General features: G+C 53.9%; 31 protein-coding genes and 2 tRNA genes. 6 read left to right on the forward strand and 27 right to left on the reverse strand.

Annotation, left to right across the window (positions count from 1 at the left end):
• Window positions 1-7: 7 nt before the first annotated feature.
• The 11 genes from ACKF11_RS08670 to rnr form a co-directional block, all read right to left on the reverse strand.
• The gene (locus ACKF11_RS08670) at window positions 8-634 is read right to left on the reverse strand and encodes a YfgM family protein (RefSeq protein WP_309565425.1); all 627 of its coding nucleotides are present in this window, start codon (window positions 632-634) and stop codon (window positions 8-10) included.
• A 14-nt stretch (window positions 635-648) separates the two neighbouring features.
• Window positions 649-1,464, reverse strand: a complete 816-nt coding sequence (locus ACKF11_RS08675) for an ATP-binding cassette domain-containing protein (protein ID WP_407996729.1) — start codon at window positions 1,462-1,464, stop codon at window positions 649-651.
• Window positions 1,464-2,297: an ATP-binding cassette domain-containing protein gene (locus ACKF11_RS08680; protein WP_407996730.1), complete on the reverse strand. Its 834-nt coding sequence runs from the start codon at window positions 2,295-2,297 to the stop codon at window positions 1,464-1,466. Before ACKF11_RS08680 ends, ACKF11_RS08675 begins: the two co-directional genes overlap by 1 nt.
• Window positions 2,294-3,553 (reverse strand): histidine--tRNA ligase, encoded by a 1,260-nt coding sequence (hisS, locus tag ACKF11_RS08685; RefSeq protein ID WP_407996731.1) that lies wholly within the window; start codon window positions 3,551-3,553, stop codon window positions 2,294-2,296. The genes ACKF11_RS08680 and hisS overlap by 4 nt, the downstream gene beginning before the upstream one ends.
• A gap of 24 nt (window positions 3,554-3,577) precedes the next feature.
• Complete coding sequence (ispG, locus tag ACKF11_RS08690) at window positions 3,578-4,864, reverse strand: flavodoxin-dependent (E)-4-hydroxy-3-methylbut-2-enyl-diphosphate synthase (RefSeq protein ID WP_407994990.1); 1,287 nt, start codon at window positions 4,862-4,864, stop codon at window positions 3,578-3,580.
• Window positions 4,865-4,868: 4 nt separating this feature from the next.
• On the reverse strand, window positions 4,869-5,813 hold the full coding sequence (locus tag ACKF11_RS08695; protein ID WP_407996732.1) for a helix-turn-helix domain-containing protein: 945 nt from the start codon (window positions 5,811-5,813) through the stop codon (window positions 4,869-4,871).
• A 2-nt stretch (window positions 5,814-5,815) separates the two neighbouring features.
• Complete coding sequence (gene pilW / locus ACKF11_RS08700; RefSeq protein WP_407996733.1) at window positions 5,816-6,559, reverse strand: type IV pilus biogenesis/stability protein PilW; 744 nt, start codon at window positions 6,557-6,559, stop codon at window positions 5,816-5,818.
• Window positions 6,556-7,644, reverse strand: a complete 1,089-nt coding sequence (gene rlmN / locus ACKF11_RS08705) for a dual-specificity RNA methyltransferase RlmN (RefSeq protein ID WP_407996734.1) — start codon at window positions 7,642-7,644, stop codon at window positions 6,556-6,558. Before rlmN ends, pilW begins: the two co-directional genes overlap by 4 nt.
• Window positions 7,645-7,654: 10 nt before the next feature.
• On the reverse strand, window positions 7,655-8,080 hold the full coding sequence (gene ndk, locus ACKF11_RS08710) for a nucleoside-diphosphate kinase (protein WP_309565433.1): 426 nt from the start codon (window positions 8,078-8,080) through the stop codon (window positions 7,655-7,657).
• Between the two features lie 233 nt (window positions 8,081-8,313).
• On the reverse strand, window positions 8,314-9,069 hold the full coding sequence (rlmB, locus tag ACKF11_RS08715; protein ID WP_407996735.1) for a 23S rRNA (guanosine(2251)-2'-O)-methyltransferase RlmB: 756 nt from the start codon (window positions 9,067-9,069) through the stop codon (window positions 8,314-8,316).
• A 4-nt stretch (window positions 9,070-9,073) separates the two neighbouring features.
• A complete protein-coding gene (rnr, locus tag ACKF11_RS08720) occupies window positions 9,074-11,569 on the reverse strand; it encodes a ribonuclease R (protein WP_407996736.1) in 2,496 nt (831 codons plus the stop codon).
• 79 nt (window positions 11,570-11,648) lie between these two features.
• Here rnr and ACKF11_RS08725 point away from each other — a divergent pair.
• A tRNA-Leu gene (locus ACKF11_RS08725) sits at window positions 11,649-11,735 on the forward strand.
• A 521-nt stretch (window positions 11,736-12,256) separates the two neighbouring features.
• Here the strand turns inward: ACKF11_RS08725 and ACKF11_RS08730 are convergent.
• From ACKF11_RS08730 to ACKF11_RS08785, 12 genes are all read right to left on the reverse strand, one after another.
• Window positions 12,257-12,481, reverse strand: coding sequence for a hypothetical protein (locus ACKF11_RS08730; protein ID WP_407996737.1), 225 nt, complete (start codon window positions 12,479-12,481; stop codon window positions 12,257-12,259).
• Between the two features lie 675 nt (window positions 12,482-13,156).
• Entirely contained in the window at window positions 13,157-13,780 is a 624-nt protein-coding gene (locus tag ACKF11_RS08735; RefSeq protein ID WP_407996738.1) for a Rha family transcriptional regulator, read from the reverse strand.
• Entirely contained in the window at window positions 13,777-14,061 is a 285-nt protein-coding gene (locus tag ACKF11_RS08740) for a helix-turn-helix domain-containing protein (protein ID WP_407996739.1), read from the reverse strand. The genes ACKF11_RS08735 and ACKF11_RS08740 overlap by 4 nt, the downstream gene beginning before the upstream one ends.
• 2 nt (window positions 14,062-14,063) lie before the next feature.
• The gene (locus tag ACKF11_RS08745; RefSeq protein ID WP_407996740.1) at window positions 14,064-14,282 is read right to left on the reverse strand and encodes a helix-turn-helix transcriptional regulator; all 219 of its coding nucleotides are present in this window, start codon (window positions 14,280-14,282) and stop codon (window positions 14,064-14,066) included.
• Between the two features lie 79 nt (window positions 14,283-14,361).
• Entirely contained in the window at window positions 14,362-15,120 is a 759-nt protein-coding gene (locus ACKF11_RS08750; RefSeq protein WP_407996741.1) for a hypothetical protein, read from the reverse strand.
• Between the two features lie 78 nt (window positions 15,121-15,198).
• Window positions 15,199-15,480, reverse strand: coding sequence for a hypothetical protein (locus ACKF11_RS08755; protein WP_407996742.1), 282 nt, complete (start codon window positions 15,478-15,480; stop codon window positions 15,199-15,201).
• Window positions 15,473-15,760 carry a hypothetical protein gene (locus ACKF11_RS08760; RefSeq protein WP_407996743.1) on the reverse strand — a complete coding sequence of 96 codons (288 nt, stop codon included), beginning with the start codon at window positions 15,758-15,760 and terminating at the stop codon, window positions 15,473-15,475. The genes ACKF11_RS08755 and ACKF11_RS08760 overlap by 8 nt, the downstream gene beginning before the upstream one ends.
• Window positions 15,757-16,011, reverse strand: coding sequence for a hypothetical protein (locus ACKF11_RS08765; RefSeq protein ID WP_407996744.1), 255 nt, complete (start codon window positions 16,009-16,011; stop codon window positions 15,757-15,759). Before ACKF11_RS08765 ends, ACKF11_RS08760 begins: the two co-directional genes overlap by 4 nt.
• A gap of 93 nt (window positions 16,012-16,104) precedes the next feature.
• On the reverse strand, window positions 16,105-16,425 hold the full coding sequence (locus tag ACKF11_RS08770) for a HigA family addiction module antitoxin (RefSeq protein WP_407993563.1): 321 nt from the start codon (window positions 16,423-16,425) through the stop codon (window positions 16,105-16,107).
• Between the two features lie 14 nt (window positions 16,426-16,439).
• Complete coding sequence (locus ACKF11_RS08775) at window positions 16,440-16,718, reverse strand: type II toxin-antitoxin system RelE/ParE family toxin (protein WP_309565444.1); 279 nt, start codon at window positions 16,716-16,718, stop codon at window positions 16,440-16,442.
• Between the two features lie 61 nt (window positions 16,719-16,779).
• On the reverse strand, window positions 16,780-17,997 hold the full coding sequence (locus ACKF11_RS08780; protein ID WP_407996745.1) for a tyrosine-type recombinase/integrase: 1,218 nt from the start codon (window positions 17,995-17,997) through the stop codon (window positions 16,780-16,782).
• Window positions 17,998-18,161: 164 nt separating this feature from the next.
• Window positions 18,162-18,296 (reverse strand): hypothetical protein, encoded by a 135-nt coding sequence (locus ACKF11_RS08785; protein WP_407996746.1) that lies wholly within the window; start codon window positions 18,294-18,296, stop codon window positions 18,162-18,164.
• 372 nt (window positions 18,297-18,668) lie between these two features.
• On the opposite strand from ACKF11_RS08785, the gene ACKF11_RS08790 reads away from it, so the two are divergent.
• The 5 genes from ACKF11_RS08790 (at window position 18,669) to ACKF11_RS08810 (ending at window position 20,948) form a co-directional block, all read left to right on the forward strand.
• On the forward strand, window positions 18,669-18,950 hold the full coding sequence (locus ACKF11_RS08790; protein WP_407996747.1) for a hypothetical protein: 282 nt from the start codon (window positions 18,669-18,671) through the stop codon (window positions 18,948-18,950).
• Between the two features lie 105 nt (window positions 18,951-19,055).
• Window positions 19,056-19,140 (forward strand) — tRNA-Leu (locus ACKF11_RS08795).
• Window positions 19,141-19,317: 177 nt separating this feature from the next.
• A complete protein-coding gene (locus tag ACKF11_RS08800; protein ID WP_407996748.1) occupies window positions 19,318-20,304 on the forward strand; it encodes a tyrosine-type recombinase/integrase in 987 nt (328 codons plus the stop codon).
• A gap of 42 nt (window positions 20,305-20,346) precedes the next feature.
• A complete protein-coding gene (locus ACKF11_RS08805) occupies window positions 20,347-20,529 on the forward strand; it encodes a type II toxin-antitoxin system HicA family toxin (RefSeq protein WP_407996749.1) in 183 nt (60 codons plus the stop codon).
• 23 nt (window positions 20,530-20,552) lie between these two features.
• The gene (locus ACKF11_RS08810; protein WP_407996750.1) at window positions 20,553-20,948 is read left to right on the forward strand and encodes a type II toxin-antitoxin system HicB family antitoxin; all 396 of its coding nucleotides are present in this window, start codon (window positions 20,553-20,555) and stop codon (window positions 20,946-20,948) included.
• Window positions 20,949-20,980: 32 nt separating this feature from the next.
• Here the strand turns inward: ACKF11_RS08810 and ACKF11_RS08815 are convergent, their stop codons facing one another.
• Genes ACKF11_RS08815 through ACKF11_RS08830 form a run of 4 tightly spaced genes read right to left on the reverse strand, consistent with a single transcriptional unit; the run spans window position 20,981 to window position 23,183 of the window.
• Window positions 20,981-21,481 (reverse strand): hypothetical protein, encoded by a 501-nt coding sequence (locus ACKF11_RS08815; protein ID WP_407996751.1) that lies wholly within the window; start codon window positions 21,479-21,481, stop codon window positions 20,981-20,983.
• Window positions 21,466-21,924: a lysozyme gene (locus ACKF11_RS08820; RefSeq protein ID WP_407996752.1), complete on the reverse strand. Its 459-nt coding sequence runs from the start codon at window positions 21,922-21,924 to the stop codon at window positions 21,466-21,468. The genes ACKF11_RS08815 and ACKF11_RS08820 overlap by 16 nt, the downstream gene beginning before the upstream one ends.
• Window positions 21,908-22,246 (reverse strand): hypothetical protein, encoded by a 339-nt coding sequence (locus tag ACKF11_RS08825; RefSeq protein ID WP_407996753.1) that lies wholly within the window; start codon window positions 22,244-22,246, stop codon window positions 21,908-21,910. The genes ACKF11_RS08820 and ACKF11_RS08825 overlap by 17 nt, the downstream gene beginning before the upstream one ends.
• 55 nt (window positions 22,247-22,301) lie before the next feature.
• Entirely contained in the window at window positions 22,302-23,183 is an 882-nt protein-coding gene (locus ACKF11_RS08830; protein WP_407996754.1) for a hypothetical protein, read from the reverse strand.

Consider the following 23,183-nt stretch of genomic DNA (forward strand, 5'->3'; position numbering starts at 1 on the left):
GCTCCACTTAACTGCCGAGTGCTTCCAGCTTGTGCTCGGTATATTTGTAGTAATCGCCTTGCATATCCAGCTTGGCAAGCGCATCCTTGTAAGCGGCCTTGGCATCGTCGGTCTTGCCTTGCGCCACAAGCACATCGCCCTTCAGGTCGGCAAACAATCCGGCGTATCCTGCGTCATGCTTTTCAGACAAGGTCTTCAACGCCTCGTCGTAGGCTTTTTCCTCGTACTGGATGGAAGCCAGCTGCAGCAATGCGATCGCGCGCACCGCATCTTCCTTGGCGTTCTTGGCAGCCCATGTCAACTGCGACTTGGCGCTTTCCAGGTCCTGTTCCTGGTAGTTGAGCTTGGCCACGGCTACGGCAGCGCGTCCCGCATATGGCGTGGAGGCGTATTTATCGATCAGCTCGGCAGACAGCGCCCGGATCTTGGCGGCATCCTTGATATCGGTACTGGCCATGTTCTGGTATTGCACGGAAGCAGCCGCCGATTGCTGGTGCTGGTAGTACTTCCAGCCTTCATAGCCGCCAAAGCCCACCAGGGCGATTGCCGCCACGCCGGCTACGAGATTGCCATTGCGCTTCCACCAGCTCTTGAGTGCATCCAGCTGATCCTGTTCTTCCAAATCGTATGCCATGCTCTTTCCTAAAATTACGCAGCCGAGGACTTGCGTCCAGGGATAGAATTCAACAAATTACGGGTGTAGTCCTGGGTTGGTGCGTCATAAATGCTCTCCACCTTCCCCTGCTCCACGATGCGCCCCTTGTACATCACGGCGACATCATCCGCGATATGACGTACCACGCGCAGGTCATGGCTGATGAAGATATAGCTCAAATCCATTTCCTGCTGCAGGCTTTGCAACAACAACAAAATCTGCGCCTGGATCGATACATCCAGCGCAGAAACCGGTTCATCGCACACCACGACCTTGGGCTGCAGCACAAGCGCCCGGGCAATTCCGATGCGCTGGCGCTGCCCGCCGGAAAACTGGTGGGAATACTTATTCATATCGGCAGCGCTCAGGCCAACCCGCTCCAGCATCTGCACGACCTTGTCCTGCTGCTCTTTGGCGGTGCCGATCTCATGAATCACCAGTCCTTCCGCCACAATGTCGCGCACTTTCATGCGCGGATTGAGCGAGGCGAACGGATCCTGGAAAATCATCTGCAAGTGCCGGCGTTCGCGCCGCAAGGCGTTGCCTGAGAATCCTGCCAGGTTATTGCCCTGGAAAATGACTTCGCCGCTGTCCAAGGGCTGCAATTGTAACAGACAACGCGCCAAAGTGGATTTACCGCTGCCGGACTCCCCCACTACCGCCAGCGTGCTGCCGGCCCGCAGTGAAATGCTCACGTCATCCAGGGCCTTGACCTTGGTGCTGCCAAAACCGAACCGCCCGCTACGCTGGGTATAGGTTTTGTTGAGGCCGCGGGCGAGCAGGATATATTTGTCCGGTGCGGTACTCATCAGGCGGCTCCTGTCTTCAGCCAGGCATAGTCGATGGGCTTGAGAGGCTTCTTGCCGTCGGCATCGGGCACGCAGTCAAGCAAGGCGCGAGTATAAGGATGCTGCGGATTCTGCAGCACCTCTTGCACGGGGCCCGCCTCCACAATCTCGCCACGGAACATGACCACGACATTGTCCGCAATATCGGCCACCACGCCAAAATCATGCGTGATGAACAGCATGCCCATGTGCATGCGCGTCTTGAGCTCGGCCAGCAGCTTGAGGATTTGCGCCTGCACCGTCACATCAAGCGCAGTCGTGGGTTCATCGGCAATCAGCATGGCAGGCTCGCATGCAATGCTCATGGCGATCATGACGCGCTGGCGCTGGCCGCCGGACAACTCGTCCGGATAGCTGTTGGCGCGCTCGGGCGGGATGCCCACCTGCTGCAACAAGCCGGCAACCCGCGCCTTGAGGGCTGCGCCATTCAGCTTGAGATGCTGCGCCAGGCTTTCGCCTATCTGGTAGCCGACAGTCAATACGGGATTGAGCGAAGTCATGGGCTCCTGGAAAATCATGCCGATTTCCCTGCCGCGAATTTTCTGCAGCTGGGCATGGCTCGCCTGCGCAATATCGCGGCCCTTGAAATGGATGCTGCCGCTTTTCAACTGCAGCTGGTCGGAGAGCAAGCCCATGACGGCCAACGCGGTCAGGCTTTTACCGCTTCCGGACTCGCCCACGATGCAAGTGGTTTTGCCGGCTTCCAGCGCAAAGGAAACATGGTTGACCAGCAAACGCTCGGGCTCGGCCCTGGGAGCGATGGTCAGGTTCTCAATGCGCAGCAGTTCGGTCATGTATGCAATGCCTCTATGGCCTGGGACAGGGACATTCTCCGTTGCTCTCCACTTTCGCGCAATGGTTTCAGGCAAACCTCGCCGGCGGCGACCTCGTCGTCGCCCAGAATCAAGGCGTAAGGCGCGCCGCTCTGGTCGGCTTTTTTAATTTGCGACTTGAAACTGCCGCCCCCCGCATGCAGGTTTACGTTCAAGCCGCTGTCACGCAAGGCTTCCGCAATAGGCAATGCGGCTTTGCCGGCCGCATCGCCGACATTCACGAGATAGACATCGGGGCTGTGAACTGCTTCAATGCCGCATTCCTGCATCAGCAGGAAGACGCGTTCAAGGCCGATACCGAAACCGCACGCCGGGGTTTCCTTGCCGCCCAGGCTCTGCACCAGGGTGTCGTAGCGGCCGCCGCCTGCGATCGTGCCCTGGCTGCCCAGCTTGCCGGTGACCCATTCGAACACGGTACGGTTATAGTAATCCAGGCCGCGCACCAGGCGGGTGTTCAACGTCCACTTGACGCCGAGCTGGTCAAGCCGGCTGGTTACCCCGTCGAAGTGGGCGCGGCTTTCCTCGCCAAGGCTGTCCAGCAATTTGGGGGCGGCCTCGATCATGGCCTGCATTGCAGGGTTCTTGCTGTCGAGGATGCGCAATGGGTTGGCATGTAAGCGCCGCCTGGCGTCATCATCCAGGATGTCCGCATGCTGCTCGAAATAACGGATCAGCACCTGGCGGTATTCGGCGCGCTCCGATGCGTCTCCAATGGTATTCAGTTGCAGCTCGACCGCGTCCGCCACGCCAAGCTCGCGCCAAAGCCTGGCCAGAATGGCGATCTGCTCGGCATCGACATCCGGACCGGTATAGCCGAACGCTTCGGCGCCGATCTGGTGAAACTGGCGCTGACGGCCCTTCTGCACGTTCTCGTGCCGGAACATCGGGCCGATGTACCAGAGGCGCTGCGGCCCGTTATAGGTCAGGCTGTGCTCGACCACGGCACGCACGCATCCGGCGGTTCCCTCGGGGCGCAAGGTCAGGCGGTCGCCGTTGAGCTTGTCTTCCCAGGAATACATTTCCTTTTCGACGATATCGGTGTGCTCGCCCACCCCGCGAATGAAGAGTTCGGTCGGCTCGACGATAGGCAGGCGGATATTGCGGTAGCCATACTGTGCCAGGACGCGCCTGGCGCCGTCTTCCAGACGCTGCCAAAGCGCAGTATCCGCCGGCAGGATGTCGTAGAAACCCTTGATGCTTTGAAACTTATCGGACATAGATGCTTGATTCAGTCTTATTTTCTAGATTGCCTTGAGCGGAATGGTTTTCAGGCCTTTGCTCGATTCCTGCTGGCGCAAGCGCCCGCCCTCGGCATAATTGACGCGCACGTATTCTTCCACGATCACCTTGAAGTCGTCGGCGATGCCCTCGCCCTTGAGGGTCACGGTTTTCTCGCCGTCGACATAGACGGGGGCGACAGGCACTTCCCCTGTTCCCGGCAGGCTGATGCCGATGTTCGCGAGCTTGGATTCGCCGGGGCCGTTGACGACGCAACCCATCACGGCCACGCTCATGTTCTCCACTCCGGGATACTGGCTGCGCCAGACCGGCATTTGGTCACGCAGGTAACGTTGAATTTTCTGCGCCAACTCCTGGAAAAACGTGGAAGTCGTCCGCCCGCATCCGGGGCAAGCGGTCACCAATGGGGTGAATGAACGTATGCCCATGGTCTGCAGGATCTCTTGCGCCACCACCACCTCCTTGGTACGTGGCTCGCCCGGTTCCGGGGTGAGCGACACCCGAATGGTATCTCCTATTCCATCTTGCAACAGTACAGACAAGGCGGCAGTGGACGCCACAATCCCCTTGGAACCCATCCCCGCCTCCGTCAACCCGAGGTGCAGGGGATAATCGCAGCGGCTGCCTAGGTCGCGGTATACCTTGATCAGGTCCTGCACGGCGCTTACCTTGCAGGAAATGATGATACGGTCGCTGGGCAATCCCAGGTCTTCCGCCTCTGCCGCATTCTCCAGCGCCGACTGGATCAGCATCTCGCGCATCAGGGCATCCGCCGTCAATGGCGCGGCACGCTTTGAGTTTTCATCCATCATGCGCGCCATCTTGGCCTGGTCCAGGCTGCCCCAGTTGACGCCGATGCGCACAGGCTTGTTGTAGTCGATCGCCGCCTTGATCATGGAGGAAAACTGCTCATCGCGCTTGGAGCCCTTGCCCACATTGCCCGGGTTGATGCGGTATTTTGCCAGCGCTTCCGCGCAATCGGGATACTGCGCCAGCAAGCGGTGGCCATTGAAGTGGAAATCGCCCACCAGCGGAACATTACAGCCCATATCGTCAAGCTGTCGCCGGATCGCGCCCACCTGCGCGGCGGCCTCCGGCGAATTTACGGTAATGCGCACGACCTCCGAGCCCGCGCGCCAGAGCTCATGCACCTGCTGCACCGTGGCTGCGGCATCAGCGGTATCGGTATTGGTCATGGACTGCACCACCACCGGGGCACTACTGCCCACCGGGACATGACCGATCATCACTGTCTTGGTGGTACGCCGACTGAGAGTTTGATATCCCAAGACGCTACTCCAGTGTCAAGCGGGCCACGTTGACCTTGGTATAAGGGACAAGATCAACAGGCTGGTTATTGTATTCAAGCTTGGTACCAGCGGTATTGCCGATCACGATCCTGAACGGCGGCCTGCCAGCAATGACTTCCTCGCTGTTGGCGGCCAAGGTCTTGTTCACGATTTGCTTGCCGCTGCCATCCGCAATGCTGATCCAGGTTGCTTCATTGACTGAAAACTTGAGGCGTGCTTCCCCTGCGGCTGGCTGAGCTTGGGCATTCTCACTCGCTGCTGTCTGCGGAGCCGGAGCAGGCGGGGTTGTAGGAGCCGATGATTCTGCCTGGGATTGTTGTGCCCCAGTAGACGGCGCGGGCACAGGTTGCAGCGGCGCTGCAGGCGCTTCTGGCGAGGTTGGCGGTACAGGATCAGGCACGGCAAGGTTTTCCACTACACGCTCGTCAGAAGCTACGTCCTCGTTGCCCAGCATTTCAGCAACAGGCGCTTCCGGCAATCCAGCGCTAGGATCATGCTTCTGGAAGAAGTCGACGTAGAGCACCCAGCCCGCCAGTAACACGACAAGCAGTATCCCAAACCAGACGTAGGGCCGCCATGAGGTGCCGGCCTCGCCGGAAATGACGATATTGGCCGAGGGAATGCTGATCGCCTGGCTATCCTGCACGGGCACATATTGACTGTAGACGCGCAATAAAGGAGCCGCGTCGATATTGACCAGGCGCGCGTAGTTACGGATGAAGCCTCGCGTGATCACAGCTTCTGGCAGCACAGCGAAATCGTCATTTTCCAGCGCCTGCACCTGGCGCAGGCTCAGGCGCAGGCGGTTTGCAATATCCTCGGCCCCCAGGGCAAGGTTTTCCCGCGCGGCGACCAAGGCTGGCCCGATACGGTCGATATAGGATGGCGCTGCTTGTAATTCCTGTTCAGGAGAATTTTGCTCGCTCATTATTACTGTCCTGACAATAATTGTTTTGTCTGCTCGGAGTTGGGGAACTTCCTCCTCAGCTGTAAGGCATAGCTGGCTTCGCTGTCACGGTCCCCGGCTTCACGTGCGAGCTTGATGCCCAACCATAGCATATCGGCGGTGGGGCTATTGCTTTGCAATGCCGGATTTAAGTAATTGCGCGCAGCCTCGTATTCTCCCCGGCTGTGGGCAATCACCGCCAATTGATAGCCGGCCTGGAACAATTGCGGCTGCAGTTGCAAGGCATGTTGCAAATAAAGCTCGGCCTGCTTGATATCCTTCTTGCGCAACAGGCAGGTGCCGGCGTTCATGTAGGCCACGCCTGGCGTGACGTAGAGCGGGTTCTTTACCGCTTCGGTAAACTGGGTAATGGATTCGTCGATACGGTTGCGCGCGCAGAGAAAGCTGCCGTAATTGTTGCGGGTCTCCGAGCTTTTCGGATCCAACTGCAATGCCTTGCGGAATGCCGTGTCGGCCTTCTCGTCCTCCCGCAGGGTGCCGTAGACCAGGCCCAGACCGTTGTACGCAGGGGCATAGAAAGGATTGATCTGCGCAGCAAGCTCGAACTCCTCCAGTGCTACCGCAATCTGGTTCTGGGCATAATAACCCGCACCCAGCTCGGTATGCACACGGGCACGCTCGCGGCTTGCCTCGGTATCCTGCTTGGTTTCAGTGGCAGCACATGCAACAAGCAGCAACCCGGCGGCCATCACCAGGCATTTCCTCACGCAATGGCCTCCACCTTGATGCGGCGCAACGAGCGCTTGGTCTTGTCGTGCACCTTACCGGCCAGCTGGCCGCAGGCTGCGTCGATATCCTCGCCGCGCGTCTTGCGTGTCGTGACAATATAGCCCGCCTGCATGAGAATATCGCGGAAGCGGCGGATATTGTCCGGCTTGGAAGTGCCATAGCCGCTATTGGGGAACGGATTGAACGGAATCAGGTTGAACTTGCATGGCACGTCCTTGACGATATCCAGCAACTGCTTGGCATGCTCGACCGTATCGTTGACGCCATCCAGCATCACATATTCGAAGGTGACGAAATCGCGCGGCGCTTTTTCCAGGTAGCGCTGGCAAGCCGCCATCAGTTGTGCAATCGGGTACTTGCGGTTGATCGGCACGATCTCGTCACGCAATGCGTCATTGGGAGCATGTAGGGAAACGGCCAGCGCCACAGGGCACTCCTCGCGCAACCTGTCCATCGCCGGCACCATACCCGAGGTGGACAAGGTCACGCGGCGGCGGCTCAAGCCGTAGGCCGAGTCGTCCAGCATGATGCTCATGGCCGTCACCACATTATCGAAATTGGCAAGCGGCTCGCCCATGCCCATCATCACCACATTGCTGATGATGCGCTCCCCTTTGGGGTCGCGCCCAAGCGCCTTGTTTGCCACCCATAGCTGCCCGATGATCTCGGATACGCTGAGGTTGCGGTTGAAACCTTGGCGCCCTGTCGAGCAGAATGTGCAATCCAGCGCGCATCCCACCTGCGAGGAAACGCACAACGTGCCGCGCTCGTCTTCGGGGATGAACACGGTTTCGACGCCATTGCCTGCGCCTACGTCAATCAACCACTTGCGCGTACCGTCTTCCGATATTTGCTCGAGATGGACTGACGGAGGCGTAATCACGGCCTCCTTGGCGAGCTTTTCACGCAACGCCTTGGCAATATCGGTCATCTCCCCGAACTCGTTCACGCCAAAATGATGCATCCAGCGCATCATCTGTTTGGCGCGAAACGGCTTCTCGCCAATACTCTGGAAGTATTCGGCGAGCGCTGCCTGGTTGAGATTGAGGAGATTGACCGTCATGCGCTATACCTTAGCGGCTGTAAACGTTGGACTGTGCGAAGAAATACGCAATTTCGTTCGCAGCGTTTTCCAGGGAGTCGGAACCGTGCACGGCGTTGGCGTCGATGCTGTCGGCAAAATCGGCGCGGATAGTGCCTGGCTCGGCCTTCTTCGGGTCGGTAGCGCCCATCAGCTCACGGTGCTTGAGCACGGCGTTCTCGCCTTCCAGCACTTGCACGACGACGGGCCCGGAGATCATGAACTTGACCAGGTCGTTAAAGAAAGGACGCTCCTTGTGAACAGCGTAGAAACCCTCAGCATCAGCCTGAGACAGTTGCACCAGCTTGGAAGCGATGATCTTGAGGCCGGCATCTTCAAAACGGGTGTAGATCTTGCCGATCACGTTCTTGGCAACTGCATCGGGTTTGATAATGGATAGGGTACGTTCAACAGCCATGATGACTCCAAAGATAATTATTTGATAAAAACAACTACGGAAAGACCGATAAAATAACATTTTAGCGGCTTAAAATAAAGCTGGGGCGCAATATTTACCACGTATTTACCCTGCAAAAACCAGGCACTTAACTCACCAAGTATTGACATGCATGGTGACAGGTTCGCGACATTTCATGCCTTAGGCAAAATAAATTGATACTCTCATAAAAAACCCGCCAATGGCGGGCTTGGTCAACCTTGCTGCAGACTACGTTGCCTGCGCGCCTCATACAGGCAGATGCCGCTAGCCACCGAGACATTCAGGCTCTCGACCGAACCGAACATCGGAATGCTGATCAAGCTGTCGCAGGTTTCCTGGGTCAGTCTGCGCAGGCCTGTACCCTCCGCTCCCAGCACCAATGCCAAAGGGCCTGACAAGTCAGTAGATGGCAAGTCTGCATTGGCTTCTGCTGCAGCCCCGACAATAAACACCCCTGCTTCCTGGAGTTCGCGTAAGGTGCGCGCCAAGTTGGTCACCGCGATAAACGGCACGGTTTCCGCCGCGCCGCAAGCGACCTTGCGCACTGTGGCATTCAAGCCGGCAGCGCGGTCCTTGGGCGCGATCACCGCATGCACCCCCATCGCATCCGCCACCCGCAGGCAGGCACCAAGGTTATGCGGGTCTTCCACTCCATCCAATACCAGAAAGAATGGCGGCTCCTTGAGGTCGGACTCCAGAATGTCGTGGATATCCTTGTAAGGAATGGGCGTATCCACCACCCGCGCAATCACGCCTTGATGCCGGGCATTGCCGCCTGCTATCCCATCAAGGCGGGCCCGTTCCACCTGCATCACCCGCACATTGGCATTTTCTGCCATATGCAATAAATCCTTCATCCTCGCATCCACCCTGTCCTTGTCGATCAGGATTTCCTGAATGCTCGTCCCATGCTGGCGCAAACGGCTCAATACAGCATGAAAGCCAAACAAAATACGTGCATCACTCATTCAATCAACTAGCTTTCTTCTTGGTTGTCACTTTGGCGCGGGATTTGCCGCTGCTTGCGCGAGGCGGTTTCGTCCTTGCCTTTTTCACCGCTGGTTTTGCAGCCGCCTTGCGCGCCTTGGGCTTGCTCACTACCTCCTGCACCAACGCCTCGATCAGCGGCGCTGCTGCTTTGGCAGCGGCAGGCTGGCGGCGTTTAGGTTTTTCCGCCACGGGTTGCGTCGCTGCCTTCATAGCCTCCGTTGCCGCAACCGGCTTGCCGCGGCGGCGCCTGAACGATTCCTTGGGAGCGTCGGGGGCGGATGATGCCTGTATTTGGTCCTCCCTGGCAACTAATCCGAAGTCCACGCGGCTGGTTTCAAGGTCCACGCGGTTCACCTTGACGCGCAGCCTGTCTCCCAATCGGAAGCGGACGCCGGTCCTCTCGCCCAGCATCTCATGCCTGATCTTGTCGTAATTGAAATAGTCGTTCCCCAGCTCGGTCACATGAAGCAGGCCTTCCACATAGACACCGTCCAGGGCCACGAACAGCCCGAAGCTGGTGACCCCTGCCACAGTGCCGTCGAACTCCTCGCCGATCTTGTCCTGCATGTAGTAGCACTTGAGCCAAGCTTCGACGTCCCGTGTCGCATCATCGGCGCGCCGCTCGGTCATGGAGCAATGCTTGCCCAGCTCCTGCCAGTCTCCCGCCTTGTATGTTTCACCATTCAGCGCCGCCTTGATGGCGCGATGGATGAGCAGGTCGGGATAACGGCGGATTGGCGAGGTAAAGTGCGCATAGGCCTCATACGCCAGGCCGAAATGGCCGATATTGTCAGGGCTGTACACCGCCTGTTGCATGGAGCGCAGCAATACGGTTTGCAACAGCTGCTCGTCGGGGCGCCCCTTGATCTGGGCCAGCAATTTTCCATAGTCTTTGGCATGCGGGGTATCGCCGCCGCCCAGGGTAAAGCCGAACTCGCCCATGAAGGTACGCAAGGCTTCCAGCTTTTCCTCGGTCGGGCCGTCATGGATACGATACAAGGCAGGATGCTCCCGCTTGCCGAGAAAATCCGCGGCACACACATTGGCGGCCAGCATGCACTCCTCTATCAGGCGATGCGCCTCATTGCGCGAAGTAGCCTCGATGCGCTCGATCTTGCCGTTGTCGTTGAACACCATCAGGGTTTCATTGCTTTCGAACTCGATCGCGCCGCGCTTCTCGCGCGCCGCCAGCATGACCTTGTACAACTTATATAAATGCTGCACATGCGGCACCAGCCAGTCATATTCGCGCGCAACCTCGCCCTTCGGGTTGCTGATCATGTCAAACACTTTGGTGTACGTCATCCGCGCCTTGGAGCGCATGACGGAAGGATAAAATTTGTATTGCTTGATGCTTCCCGTATTGCTTATCTGCATGTCGCAAATCATGCAAAGCCGATCCACGTCGGGGTTAAGCGAGCAAAGCCCATTGGACAAGGCTTCCGGCAGCATGGGAATCACACGTCGCGGGAAATAAACGGAATTGCCTCGCTCATACGCATCCTTATCGAGACCGTCGCCCGGCCTGACGTAAAAACTGACATCCGCGATCGCCACCACCAGCCGCCATCCCGTTCCCTGAGGTTCACAGTAGACCGCATCATCAAAGTCGCGCGCAGTTTCACCATCAATCGTGACCAGAGGTAATTCGCGCAAGTCGATACGCCCCTTCCAATCAACGGCACGTACCTGCTTGGGATACTTCTGCGCCTGCTTGAGCGCAGCCTCGGAAAACTCATACGGCAGATGGTGCTTGCGCAGGGCAATCTCGATTTCCATCCCTGAATCGGCATAATTGCCAAGCACCTCAATCACCTTGCCTACCGGCTTGGCATGCGGCGATGGCTGCTCGGTCAGCTCCACCGTCACCACCTGGCCGTCCTTCGCCCCCATGTCGAGGTGGTAGGGAATCAGGATATCCTGGTTCACGCGCTTATCCTCTGCCGCAACGATGGTCACCCCATGGCTGCTGATCACACGACCGACCAGCGTCTTGGTCGAGCGCTCCAGCACCTCGACAATCCGCCCCTCCGGCCTGCCCCTTCTGTCCGTCCCGGCGGGACGCACCATGACGCGGTCGCCATGCATCACCTGCGACATCTCACGCGGAGAAAGAAACAAGTCGTCGCCCCCGCCATCGGGAATGAAGAAGCCAAACCCATCAGGGTGCCCCTGCACCTTCCCCGGAAGAAGATTGACCTTTTCCGCAATACACAAGGCGCCCTTGCGGTTCTGGATAATCTGACCATCGCGCTCCATCGCCCCTAAACGGCGCGCAAAAATTTCCTGTTCGGATTTCTTGATGCCGACCAACTGATAGAGCTGCTCCACCGTCACAGGAACACCCTGCTCCTCCATCACCGATAAGATAAACTCTCGGCTGGGCAAGGGGTTGGCATATTTCGCCAGCTCACGCTCGGCATAAGGATCATTCGCCCTGGGGGCTCTGGACTTGCGCTGGGGAGCGGCTTTTTCCATATTTGTTTTTCTAATCTGATTTTTTTTCGTTGACAAAGTATAGCTTTCCTATAAAATGCGCGGCTCATCGATATTCGATGCCCAGATGGCGGAATTGGTAGACGCGCTAGGTTCAGGTCCTAGTGGTGGAAACACTGTGGAGGTTCGAGTCCTCTTCTGGGCACCAAATGATTGATCAAAAGGCGCACCGTTACTGAATTTCAGGCGGTGCTTTTTTGTTTCTATACCTAAAACTATACCTTCCAGCACTTCCCTAGACCAAAACTGTAATCTCATAGCAGGCATTGTCCCACTAAAACCATTACAGGTCTAAGACAATCTCTGCCCAACTCTCCTGCAGTATAAAACCCAGATCACCCCGGCCTTTTTACCGAGTCCGAAAACTCCCACTTTTTCCGAGTCAAGAAATTCCTCTCGCATAATGACCCTGATTTAATCGTCCTATCGGTGGTACGAAACTCTCTCACGTATGACTTCCGATAAATCGAGAGCCAACTACAACCAGGGTTAAAGAACGGTTCTGTAGCAAATGGGTAACGGTTATGTAACGCTACATCATGCCCGAGCCGCAGAGACTAGCAAAAGCTAACAGCCTCAACATTCTTCAACAGCCTTTTTATGGACTGTATTATTTCCGGTGCCTCTACCCAGCTTTAGACGTCAACTATCGCGCGCGTATTGGTAGGGCTATTCCGGTGACGAGATAATCATCAGGTTGATGACGGCTGATAGCGTGGTGCTAACATTCCATATGCCACCAGCCTTTTGATATTGTTCCTGCTGCATTGCCTCAATCCTGGCCAATGCCTCCTCACTGGGATAATAATCTATCCGGCGTGGTAAACGTGCCCGCCGTCTGCGTTGTCTTTCAGCAGAGGTTACAGGGATGAGGCTATTAGCATCACTTGTCATTGGATTTGCTCCCACGGCGTATTGCTTGTCTGAGCCACCTGAGTATTAGCCATGCCGCCCAGTGTGATTTAACTAGTTTCATCCCTCTAGAACACCCAAATAAACCTACTGTAGATGGTATATCTAGAAGGTGTACGATTTCCGTACAAGAGAGAGGCCATTTTTTCGCTCTACAAGTACGGTTTTCGGGCCTAGGAATCACGCCTCTTGTACGGAAATCGGGCCTGTAGCGATGTCTGTAAGTACGGTTTTCGGGCAAGAGGGGGTAATTTTTACTGACCAGTGACTGTATGATCCCCTTGGCAAAGATTGAGGGCCGCAATCCATGTCTTGAGTGTGATGTAATGGCGCCCAAGTTACTGCGTACAGGCTGGTAGTGCTCGGAAACTTCCCTTGCCGAGTGCAAAAGATAAGGCCTCGCTCTATCAGCACATCCAAAGAGCGACGTACTGTATCTTTTGAGGTCCAGCCACGATCCTCTGAAAGATAGCGCCATGAAGCCTGTAAGCGGCCATTGTTGGCATTGCCTGCTGATAGCTGCATAGCTATATCCAAGAGTAATTTCACTTGTTGGCCAGTAAGAGATTTGAAAGCCTCTGACTCCATGACTACGTGAGGCAGCGCTAGAAACCTTCCACCGTCCCGCTGATGCTTCGATTGTGGCTTCCTCATGCATTATTTCCCCTCCTGCATAGCAAGTCTTGCTGCTGGTGGAATTAGTGCCCGCAATGCGTCCTTGGCTTTCTGATAGGCGTCCTTCCCGTTGCTGGCACTATGGACTGCACTGGCCGCAATGAATTGGGCAGCCACCAACATGCTCTTGTGTGGGAATGGCAAAGAATTACGCTCACCGGCGCCAATCCCTACCGCCTTGTTCACTAGCCTGTTGAAGTTCATGTGGATATGGCGGCTGTTGGCATCAAGGTGAGCTAGTTCATCGTGCATGGCGTGATAGCCTGGTAGGTACTCGGTTTGATGGCTTTCCAAGGCTTTACGGGCATCGCGGAATGCCTGGACCAGCTTGACCTTGAGCGCGCGCACCTTGGCAGTATTACGGCTATAGGTGAGCAAGAGATAGGCTTGATCTTCGTTGAGCATGGCATAGCGTCCTGGCTGACCTCTCCCTTTGATTTCTCCGGTTTGAAACCGGATTATTCCCAATTGCTCAAAGTCGCTTTTGTAGTCCTTGATTAACTCATAGGTGTTCTGATGTTTCACTCCCAGGCTATCGGCAATCAAGCGGCTATCAATGCGAGGTTCAGATTTAACCTGAATATGGATTAATGGCTGGTGGTTCATGCTGCTGCCCTCCATACGTAACGGGCTACACGATGCTGCTTGCCTTGCTCGGTAGTGTCGTTGGTCCAGACGGTATCTATCTTGCAACCACGTTCCCGCAGCTCAAGAATGCGTGCAGCAGGCATCATGATATCCAGATCGCGCCGAGCTTCTATAGTGGTGATTGAGCCATGCTCTCGTAGAGCTATTGCCAGCCTTACGCGTTGAGATTCTGCCGAATTATCGTTATGCTGGTGGGTACGGTTTGGGGCTGCCTTCGGGTGGCCTTTTTTATTGTCCATGATTAGGCGGCCTCCTTACCCTGGCTAGCTTTAATCCTAGCTTGCGCCCAGGCTTCCACATCTGAGGCTTTCCAGGCAGTGATGTTTTTGCCTAGCTTGATGGGTTTTGGAAATGTGCCTTTCTTAACCCAAGCCCAAATGCTGGAACTTGAAATACCAAGGCGGGACTTGAGATCAGTAATGCGATAAAACTGAGGAGAGGTGATTGATGCAATTTCCATGCTGGTTTCCTTTACTTAAGTAACCCAGTCCCGCTTGTTTGTGTCTAATGCGGTACTGCATGGAGTGCATCGTAGTTTTCTACGAGGATGAAGGGTGAGACGTTAAAACCAAATTATTTTTGCCTTTTAAGGTCGCAATAATACTACGCACTGACCTTTCACTGGCATCTTCACCAGGAAACACTACATTAGCAATAGAAGCAAGGTGTGCATTCAATGGTTGACCAATCATTGTGGTACCGTCTGCTCTCCGTGCCATTAGAAAATAATTACCCAAACAAACAATAAACTCTCTCTGCTGTGGATTTCCTATACTCTTTCTTACTGCGCCAGTCTTGCTCATTACCTTACCGGCTTTATCTTTTGCAAGCTTGGCAAGACCTTCTAACAGCCCTGATGCACTCGGCCAATAATGCAAGACATTTCGCGCCAGACTATCTCGATCCACAACATGAAGACTATGAAGTTTTTCCATCCCAAGAATAGTCAATTCATCGTCATCAAGAAGCATATAGGCTGGCACGTCTAAATCTTCACTTTTACGAACTTTTCCAGCCAGCAGGTTAAGTTTTTCGCTTAGATTCAATAAGTCCCTCTTAATATCCTCTCTATTTTCGCGCGGCATTTTCTGGCTTTTAAGCTTTGCATGGCATATCCAACTCCATAGCTCAAGCCAATCTTTCTCTGATTTCAGATGCTTACCCAGTGCTATCCATGCCTTATTCATATTTTCATCTTCAACGTTAAGAAGCCTTCCCAGAATCACTTTCCCAGGGAACCGCCTAACCTCAGAATACTTTTTCACTAATACATTAGGTGCATGTTCTGAGTATTTCATTACGAATCTTTCAAAGACAAGCCCCCCGGGCAAGGGCTCCCGGCTTTCGCCCCGTCGAGCTAGGTGAGGTAGTACAATTTATCCAAGCCTTTGCTGCAATCTAGATGGACTCTCGCTGCCATCGCCTATAGCACCAATGACAATGCTATTTAGCTCCTTGATTCTCATGGAAACGCCTTTGATGAATAAAGACTCATGCCACAAGTCCACATGATCTTCCCCAATGGTTTTGCTTCTCTCAATTAATTCTTTGGTCAAAGCTTCTATTTCCCATGTCGCTTTAAGAGCAATCTCCCCCCTAGCATCATCAATGAAGGCGGTGGTTTTATTGTCTGGAATGGTTAATGTATTTCTAGCCATGATGCAATTCCTTTTCTTGATCTAGCACAGAACCAAACTCAAGCTCGTAAAACCCTGTCTTTTTCCCAGCTAGCACCTCGGTAATATCCTCCAAGTCACGTGCCGCCGACTTCAAGAACTGAGAGAGAATATCTGCTTGATAAATACTATCGCTTTGCTGATTAAGCTCCTGAATTAAAGCTCGCACCATCTGATAGCCGGATAGCATATTGATAGACAGCCTTTCGCATTCATCTGCTACTTTTTGAATAGTTTCCATTGATGGGGATTTATTGCTCATGCTGTAGTCACCTCATTCAAAAGGCTTTGTGTTTCTGCTACTTGATATATGAGCAAATCCAGAGCAGCGCTTAACGAACCTTCACATAACCCAAAACCTTGATCAGAAGTTTTGCAAGTCAAGGTGTACAAGCAATCTAGCGTTCCCTTGATATGCTCAATCTTAATTTGAGCTTTATCTAAAGCATCTTGGGAATTTAGAGATGATGAAGGCCTGATTGCTGTGACAATGTTAGAATCGGCGCCAGCCATAGCGTGATACTCCTTTGCAGTATTGCGTTGTGGTGAGGGTTGGCTGGTGGACCTCTCACAGTTAACCAGCCTTCCCGCTAATGCCTGATACCGTCAGGCAGCGGTGTTGCTCTTTGCTGCTGCTATTGCAGGCTTGATCTTGGGCTTGAACGATCTCCTGGCCTGCCACAGGTCATAAGAGGCCTGTTCAGCCAGCCACAGATCGGCCCTGCCTCCATTCTCCACGCCCAGCCATTGTTCGAGCCTGAGCGCCATTTCAGGGGAGATGGCAGCACGGCCATTCAGCACGCGCGAAAGGGATGGCCTGGCAACCCCTAGCTGCTCCGCTGCCTCTGTCACTGTCAGCCCCAAAGCGGGCAAGATATCTTCCCGTAAGGTTTCCCCTGGGTGAGGTGGGTTAAACATTCTGCTCATGATCCAAAATCCTTTTAGTGATAGTCCTGATAATCCACCAGCACGGCATGCTCGCCTTCAAAGGTAAAGGTCATGCGCCAATTGCCATTCACCGATACCGCGTAATGCCCATGTAAACCGCCTGCAAGGGGATGAAGCCCCCAGCCAGGCACATTCATATCAGCAGCAGCCTTTGCTTCGTCCAAGCGCCTCAATTGCCGTGATAGCCTGGCGGCATGATCTGGCCTGATGCCTTTCTTGCTGCCACTCTCAAAAAAGTCTTGCAGCCCTTTATGCCGGAAAGATTTAATCATCTAAAACTGTACTCTGATACGTTACACATTTCAATATCTCTCAATCTGAAACACTACTGTCTCAAGCTGTTTTCAAAGGGATTACTTTTGCCCCACTCTGTACCGCATCAATGTAATCTGCCCATCGCTGAATAATCTGGTGGCGCTCTTCGAGGAATTGCGCGCGATCATAGGCTGCCTGTATCTCATCCTTCTTGGCATGGGCTATTTGGGCCTCCAGCACGTCAGGATCAATCCTCAAGCGCTCACGAGCAATCGTTCTGAATGTCGCCCTGAAGCCATGGGAAACTGTCACACCACGCAAGCCAGCCTCTCGCAGTGCCTTGCTGATGCTATCCCGGTTCAGGTGCTTGCCCATTGGGTCACGCTCACCAGGGAACACAAACGGGGAATTGCCACTGTAGGCAATAGCTTCTTGCAGCAATGGGATTAGCTGCCTGGGTAAGGGGGTGATATGGTCATTGCCTGTTTTCATGCGCTTGGCTGATACGTGCCACTCCCCTGCTTGCAGATCCAGTTCTGATTTGAGCATGCCCGCCACTACCCCAGGGCGTGAAGCGGTATATAGCAAGGTCTGCACTGCAACCCGCATTTTGTGAGAATCGATACCGTTGATCTTGTCCAACATGCTGGGCAAGTCGTTAGTCTTGGTCACTGCCGCGTAATGCGCCCTCTCTGTCTTCGGCAGCACACCCTTCAGGGATAGCAGCTTGCCATCCTCACGCAAGCCTTCCTGAATGGCATAGTCAACAATCTGATTCACGTATTGCCTGGCTTTCACGGCCAATCTCGGACCGCGCTCATGGATATACAGCAGCACAGGTTTGACATCAGCGCTGGAAAGCTCAGAAATCGCTCTAGGGCCAATTTTAGGGTAAAGGTAATCATCTAGTACCTCCCTAGCCTTTCGCGCCGTCTCTGAGGCCCAGCCTTTCGATTTATGGGCATGCCACTCCTCACCCACTGACTTGAATGTTCCCCGGACGCTGACTTTGAGTTGCTGCTTGGCTTCTTTCTTTGCGATAGCAGGATCAATTCCAGCAGCAAGCCTCTCTCGCTGATCCTGGGCAAGTGCTCTAGCCACAGGCAAAGAGGTTTCAGGATATGAGCCCAAGCCGATCCAGTTCCTACGACCGTCAGGGCGCGTATAGCGAAACACCCAACGCTTATTTCCACCAGCATCAACAACCAATGACAAACCACGCCCATCAGCCAGCGTCTTTCCTGGCTTGGCAGCATCAATCTGCTTGATTGTTAGACCTTTGGCGAGTTTAGGCATAGCGTTCGGGTACCACCGAAATTTCTATACCGAAAAATATACCAAAGACTTGCTGGATTGTGTTGGACTATTTTGGATGGCGTTGCACAGTATTTTCTACAACACCCTATGACAAAAGGATTTTACGAGGATATTTTTGGATTAGATCAGATTACCCTGGATGACTATTCTGGTTTTCTTCTGGCACCAAATGATTGATCAAAAAGCGCACCGTTACTGAATTTCAGGCGGTGCTTTTTTGTTTCTACATCTAAAATATTACCTTTCAGCACTTCCCTAGACCAAAACTGTAAATTCATAAGCAGGCATTGTCCCACTAAAGCGGTGACAGGTCTAAGACAATTCCATCATTCTGTCGTTTTATGGACTAGCAAAAATTCTCGTAGTATTTAAACAATAGCTGCCTAAACGCAATCAAAGACCTTTAACTACCTGCCTAGCGATACATGGCTAGCAACTTCCATATCTTCTACAGTCGGAATAATCCGACACAAGCTCGGCAATTCTACTGATAGCAGAGCCTGAGCAATCTCCCCTACTATTGGTAACATGCTCTGGAAATTGATCGTTCAATTGCAATGCTATTGAAAAAACGCCGTACATTCAGACGAATGACCATTTGCAACCCTCAGATATCGAGCGTTTTAAAGATTACCAATGAGAGAATAGCCATGGATATGCTTCTGGAAACTTTATTGAGAATAGAAAATGGGGAAACCACATTAACACCTACAACTCAACAAGATATGGTTAGATTCCAGGTCGCGGTCGTCTGTTTGCAATATGCCCATAAGCAAGGCCTCATCAAGCAACCATGGTTTATTACCAGCACGTCTCGCGAACATCCCTGGCAAATTGAAAAGGTGTCTATGCTGAAATTGACGGCATTGGGGCATAGGTTTCTAAAAATACAAACACTACAAGCCGAGAGTGCTGCATCGCCTAGAATCTAAGCTCCACAGAAAACCTATTACTGATTACCTACACGCTAAAAACTACGCTATAATCCGTTCCCTTCGTAGATGCTTGGCTAAGCCCCAACACTATCGAAATGGTAAGCGAAAGTGGCGGAATTGGTAGACGCACTGGATTTAGGTTCCAGCGCCGCGAGGCGTGAGAGTTCGAGTCTCTCCTTTCGCACCACGGACAGTGGTAAAAAACAGTAATAAAACCAATAGAATCAAGGCGCAAACGACGGTTTTGCGCCTTTTTTCATGCCCAAGCAAGTGTCCTATTTAATGCGGTTCTCGCATGTTATAGTTCATCCCGTTACGCAATTTTACGCTTGTGATTACGCGAAAATGACGGGGAGAATCCAAGGTGGCATCCATCAGGAAAACCAAGGAAGGCACATGGCGCGCAGAGGTCATGGTCAACTACAAGCGCAAATCCAAGACCTTCACCACCAAAGCTGCCGCCAACGCCTGGGCAGTGGATATCTCCCGGGATCTGGCCAGCGACAAACCCCAAATCGCCAACAAGACATTTGGCGACCTGCTCGACAAATACTGCGATGAAGTCAGCAGCCAGAAGGCTGGCGAACGCTGGGAGCGCATCAGGATCGGCTTATTCAAGCGCGACAAGATAGCCGACATCCCCCTACCCAAACTCAGCAAACAGGACTTTGCCGATTGGCGCGATCGTAGATTGAAAGAAATTACGCCGCGCAGCGTAATCCGCGAATGGGCCCTGCTCTCTCATGCCCTGAATGTGGCGGTGAAGGAATGGGAATGGCTGCCAGACAACCCGATGAAAAACCTCACCAAGCCCAAAGGATCACCTCCACGTGAGCGCGTCCCCACGCAGGAAGAGATTGACCTGATCTGCCATACGGCAGGCTACTTTCCAGACCAGCTACCTACTACCATCATCAGCCGGGCTGCAGCCGCCTTTCTGTTTGCAATCGAGACAGGCATGCGCGCGCAGGAGATCTGCAACCTGATTGAATCTGACATCAATGGCAAGGTAGCCAAGGTGAGAAAATCGAAAACGCGTGCCGGCATACGCGAGGTGCCACTGTCCACGCGAGCGCTGGAAATCATTGAGCATGTGCGCCACATCGACATGTCAGGCGACTCCATCTTCAACATCACCACCAGTCAGCTAGACAGTAATTTCCGCAAAGCAATGAAGCTGGCCAACATCACAGGGCTACACTTCCATGATTCGCGCGCTGAGGCTACAGTGAGGCTTTCCAAGAAAGTGTCGATTTTGGTACTTGCGCGGATTTTGGGGCATACGGACTTACGCATGCTCATGGTGTACTACCGTGAGTCAGCCGCTGAGATTGCCAACATGCTGGATTGAAACCTCTGACAGCAAAGCATATTATTGTGTATAATTACACAAATGAATAGTGCTGATCTAATCAAGCAAATCAAAAAAGATGGCTGGGAGCTGGTAAACACGGTCGGATCACACCATCAATTCAGGCACCCGACCAAGCCGGGCAAGGTCACAGTACCTCACCCCAAAAAAGATTTGCCGATTGGTACCGTTCACTCAATTCTTAAACAAGCTGGTCTCCGCTGAGGCGATTTTGTTAGGAAGGACATATGATGCTTTATCCTATTTACGTACATAAAGACGACGACACCGCATACGGTGCCTCTTTTCCGGACTTTCCCGGGTGCTTTGCCGCGTCTGATACGCTTCAAGAGTTACCAAGCGCGGCTCAGGAAGCTGTCGAAGCGCATTTTGGTATTGATAACGATCCTATTCCCGCGCCCAGCTCTCCCACTGACTGGACCGCCGATCCCGAATATCAAGGCGGATTCTGGATGTTGGTCGATATTGATTTAAGCAAGGTACGCGATCGTTCCGTACGCCTCAACATCAGCTTTCCCGAAAGCCTTGTACCTCGGGTTGATGCCTATGCCAAGCAACGTGGCATGTCCAGATCAGCCTTTTTGGCGATTGCCGCAGAGCATGAAATGGCATCAAACCACTAACCGACAACCCGCTACGGCGGGTTTTTCACACTTTAACTTTCACAAACACACATCTTCCCCTGCAACGACTCAATCTTATCAATCAGCGCGTTGTGCTTGATGCTGTTGGCGTTGCAGGTTTCGTAGTTGTTGGCTGCGTTGTTGAGGATTTCTGTTGTAGTGGCTTCGACGACTTCAGTGGTGTCAGTTTCTCGGGTCTCTCCAGCAGGCTCTGGTCGATATAGATCGGCACCCGCGATGGCGTCGTTCCACAGGCGCACAGCATTGTCGTCAAAGCACACGCGATGATCAGGCGCATCGTTGATCCTTTCCCTAATTGTCCTATACACAATCCTGGTCTGCTGCAGGTGCTCTTGTTTCTTGGTCTCGATTTTGACGGACTCTGTGGTGAGCTTCTGAGCAGTTTTTGGGGCTTGAGTAATACCATGGGCTTGCCTGGCATCTTTTCTCCAGCCTTGCACTTGCCAGCCAAGGGCAATGCCGACCAGGAATACGGCTAAGTAGCCCTTCCAACCTGTCAGGAGCTTAAACATACTAGCCTTTCCGCCTCGCGGCGCTTGGAGAGACCGGGCAGCGGGACTAGAAAACCAGCAATCCGCGCCTTGTTCCAAAGCGGCAGTTGATTGCAGGCGTCTGCAATCCGGCCTGCCTTAAGCAGCCGCGCTGCAGTTGATGTTTCCGTATTGCAGGCAATGCGCGGCCCGATGTTGTAGACAGCATCAGAAAAGGCGGCCAGCGGACCCACCGGCAAACCAGGCACGCAGCGCTCCACCTGGTCGATCGCGGCCAGCATGTCAGCATCGAGAAGCGCTTCGCACTCCTCCCGGGTCTTACGGTCGCCCATCTGCACTCCCCGAGTAGCGCCAAAGCAGATCGTGGGAATGCCTACCGGATCTCGATAAGCGGCCAGGTACAGTCCCTCGGCTGGTATGGCAAGGCTGGTCGCCAAGGCCAATGCTTTAAGCCTCCTCGACATCTTGCGCCTCCAAGGCCCGCAGCTCGGGCGAGGGGTGGAAATAAGGCGGGCGGGCATCCTGCAGCCGGCGCCAATATCGCTGCCGCTCTTCAATTTCAAGCAGCTCGGCCTCAATCTTTCGGATGGTCAGCCGGTTCTCCCTGCGCCTAAGCAACGCACCAAACAGCCCGCCAAGAATACCGACGAGGATACCGATAATGATGCCCCAGTCGTTGAGCGTCAGGCCGCTGAAAAACGCGGCCGCCCCGCCCCCGTAAAACGATAAATCACTGGCCTTGCGCACGGTTTCAGGATTCGCCAGGTGCTCGCTGATTGTTGCCATACATTCCCCCTCTAGACATAAAAAAACCGCCCGAAGGCGGCTGAAAAACTTCTGATTACCAACTATAGCCAAGCGGCAGGTTGGTAATGTCGACGATCGAATACGAATACATGTAATGTCCTAGCTCCAGCGGGGTGTCATGCTGAATGGCTGCGGTGTTGAATTCTTCCGACATGCTGGCGGTGTGAAAATAAATTGTCTGACTGCCGGTTGGTCCATCAGTGTAGACACTGAATGAGGAGCACTCAGCCCACCCCCAATATGTCACATTGTTGGTGAACATATTCCACAGGAACCTATAGGCCCCGGACAGCAGGGCGATTTTGCGGCCAGACGCGGAGTTGTGCTGATGTATGGGTCCCGGCCCCTGATTTTGTCCGATCACCCCGTATCTGCTATCCAGTACAACTAAGGGATACTGCAGCGAATTGAAGGTTTCCTGCCCTTGGGCATTATTCACGCGCATCGCCCATGACTCGGCATTAATGGGCTGAGGTGCATCAAAAATGTAATACTCCACCCACCGGAGCGGCAAGTTTCCGGGCGCATGAGGCAATGGGTATGGGTCGCCGTCTTCCTGGTTCAAAATGCTGATGCCATGGATCAAAAACATGGTTTGACCGGCAACGTCATCCCGTATGGCCGTCACCATCATGCCGCCCACGATGTATAGGTAATCGCTGCCGCTGACGTCATCCGGCGCATGGTCGCAAATGGCGATCGTGGCCGCAGGAGAGCATGTCACTTTCACATAGGCAAACAGTCTGGGCATGATGGAAACATCCCAGCCCGCCGCTGCCTGGATTTCCTCCCGCATGCCTGGAAGGAATGTGTACCTTAGCTGCAGCGTGCCGGAATATCTCAAGCACAGATTTTTATAGTCACTATCCACCTGGAGCACTTGGTCTTCATTTTTTACCCGAATCCCGAAGTCCAT

It is taken from the genome of Methylobacillus draconifructus (assembly GCF_045984385.1).
Classification (GTDB): domain Bacteria; phylum Pseudomonadota; class Gammaproteobacteria; order Burkholderiales; family Methylophilaceae; genus Methylobacillus; species Methylobacillus flagellatus_A.

What these genes read in the sequence shown, in the direction of transcription:
- ACKF11_RS08670 (WP_309565425.1), bottom strand. Translation starts at nt 634, where the DNA reads ATGGCATACGATTTGGAAGAACAGGATCAGCTGGATGCACTCAAGAGC.
- ACKF11_RS08675 (WP_407996729.1), bottom strand. Translation starts at nt 1,464, where the DNA reads ATGAGTACCGCACCGGACAAATATATCCTGCTCGCCCGCGGCCTCAAC.
- ACKF11_RS08680 (WP_407996730.1), bottom strand. Translation starts at nt 2,297, where the DNA reads ATGACCGAACTGCTGCGCATTGAGAACCTGACCATCGCTCCCAGGGCC.
- hisS (WP_407996731.1), bottom strand. Translation starts at nt 3,553, where the DNA reads ATGTCCGATAAGTTTCAAAGCATCAAGGGTTTCTACGACATCCTGCCG.
- ACKF11_RS08695 (WP_407996732.1), bottom strand. Translation starts at nt 5,813, where the DNA reads ATGAGCGAGCAAAATTCTCCTGAACAGGAATTACAAGCAGCGCCATCC.
- rlmN (WP_407996734.1), bottom strand. Translation starts at nt 7,644, where the DNA reads ATGACGGTCAATCTCCTCAATCTCAACCAGGCAGCGCTCGCCGAATAC.
- ndk (WP_309565433.1), bottom strand. Translation starts at nt 8,080, where the DNA reads ATGGCTGTTGAACGTACCCTATCCATTATCAAACCCGATGCAGTTGCC.
- rlmB (WP_407996735.1), bottom strand. Translation starts at nt 9,069, where the DNA reads ATGAGTGATGCACGTATTTTGTTTGGCTTTCATGCTGTATTGAGCCGT.
- rnr (WP_407996736.1), bottom strand. Translation starts at nt 11,569, where the DNA reads ATGGAAAAAGCCGCTCCCCAGCGCAAGTCCAGAGCCCCCAGGGCGAAT.
- ACKF11_RS08730 (WP_407996737.1), bottom strand. Translation starts at nt 12,481, where the DNA reads ATGACAAGTGATGCTAATAGCCTCATCCCTGTAACCTCTGCTGAAAGA.
- ACKF11_RS08735 (WP_407996738.1), bottom strand. Translation starts at nt 13,780, where the DNA reads ATGAACCACCAGCCATTAATCCATATTCAGGTTAAATCTGAACCTCGC.
- ACKF11_RS08740 (WP_407996739.1), bottom strand. Translation starts at nt 14,061, where the DNA reads ATGGACAATAAAAAAGGCCACCCGAAGGCAGCCCCAAACCGTACCCAC.
- ACKF11_RS08745 (WP_407996740.1), bottom strand. Translation starts at nt 14,282, where the DNA reads ATGGAAATTGCATCAATCACCTCTCCTCAGTTTTATCGCATTACTGAT.
- ACKF11_RS08750 (WP_407996741.1), bottom strand. Translation starts at nt 15,120, where the DNA reads ATGAAATACTCAGAACATGCACCTAATGTATTAGTGAAAAAGTATTCT.
- ACKF11_RS08755 (WP_407996742.1), bottom strand. Translation starts at nt 15,480, where the DNA reads ATGGCTAGAAATACATTAACCATTCCAGACAATAAAACCACCGCCTTC.
- ACKF11_RS08760 (WP_407996743.1), bottom strand. Translation starts at nt 15,760, where the DNA reads ATGAGCAATAAATCCCCATCAATGGAAACTATTCAAAAAGTAGCAGAT.
- ACKF11_RS08765 (WP_407996744.1), bottom strand. Translation starts at nt 16,011, where the DNA reads ATGGCTGGCGCCGATTCTAACATTGTCACAGCAATCAGGCCTTCATCA.
- ACKF11_RS08770 (WP_407993563.1), bottom strand. Translation starts at nt 16,425, where the DNA reads ATGAGCAGAATGTTTAACCCACCTCACCCAGGGGAAACCTTACGGGAA.
- ACKF11_RS08775 (WP_309565444.1), bottom strand. Translation starts at nt 16,718, where the DNA reads ATGATTAAATCTTTCCGGCATAAAGGGCTGCAAGACTTTTTTGAGAGT.
- ACKF11_RS08780 (WP_407996745.1), bottom strand. Translation starts at nt 17,997, where the DNA reads ATGCCTAAACTCGCCAAAGGTCTAACAATCAAGCAGATTGATGCTGCC.
- ACKF11_RS08785 (WP_407996746.1), bottom strand. Translation starts at nt 18,296, where the DNA reads ATGAATTTACAGTTTTGGTCTAGGGAAGTGCTGAAAGGTAATATTTTA.
- ACKF11_RS08790 (WP_407996747.1), top strand. Translation starts at nt 18,669, where the DNA reads ATGGATATGCTTCTGGAAACTTTATTGAGAATAGAAAATGGGGAAACC.
- ACKF11_RS08805 (WP_407996749.1), top strand. Translation starts at nt 20,347, where the DNA reads ATGAATAGTGCTGATCTAATCAAGCAAATCAAAAAAGATGGCTGGGAG.
- ACKF11_RS08810 (WP_407996750.1), top strand. Translation starts at nt 20,553, where the DNA reads ATGATGCTTTATCCTATTTACGTACATAAAGACGACGACACCGCATAC.
- ACKF11_RS08815 (WP_407996751.1), bottom strand. Translation starts at nt 21,481, where the DNA reads ATGTTTAAGCTCCTGACAGGTTGGAAGGGCTACTTAGCCGTATTCCTG.
- ACKF11_RS08820 (WP_407996752.1), bottom strand. Translation starts at nt 21,924, where the DNA reads ATGTCGAGGAGGCTTAAAGCATTGGCCTTGGCGACCAGCCTTGCCATA.
- ACKF11_RS08825 (WP_407996753.1), bottom strand. Translation starts at nt 22,246, where the DNA reads ATGGCAACAATCAGCGAGCACCTGGCGAATCCTGAAACCGTGCGCAAG.
- ACKF11_RS08830 (WP_407996754.1), bottom strand. Translation starts at nt 23,183, where the DNA reads ATGGACTTCGGGATTCGGGTAAAAAATGAAGACCAAGTGCTCCAGGTG.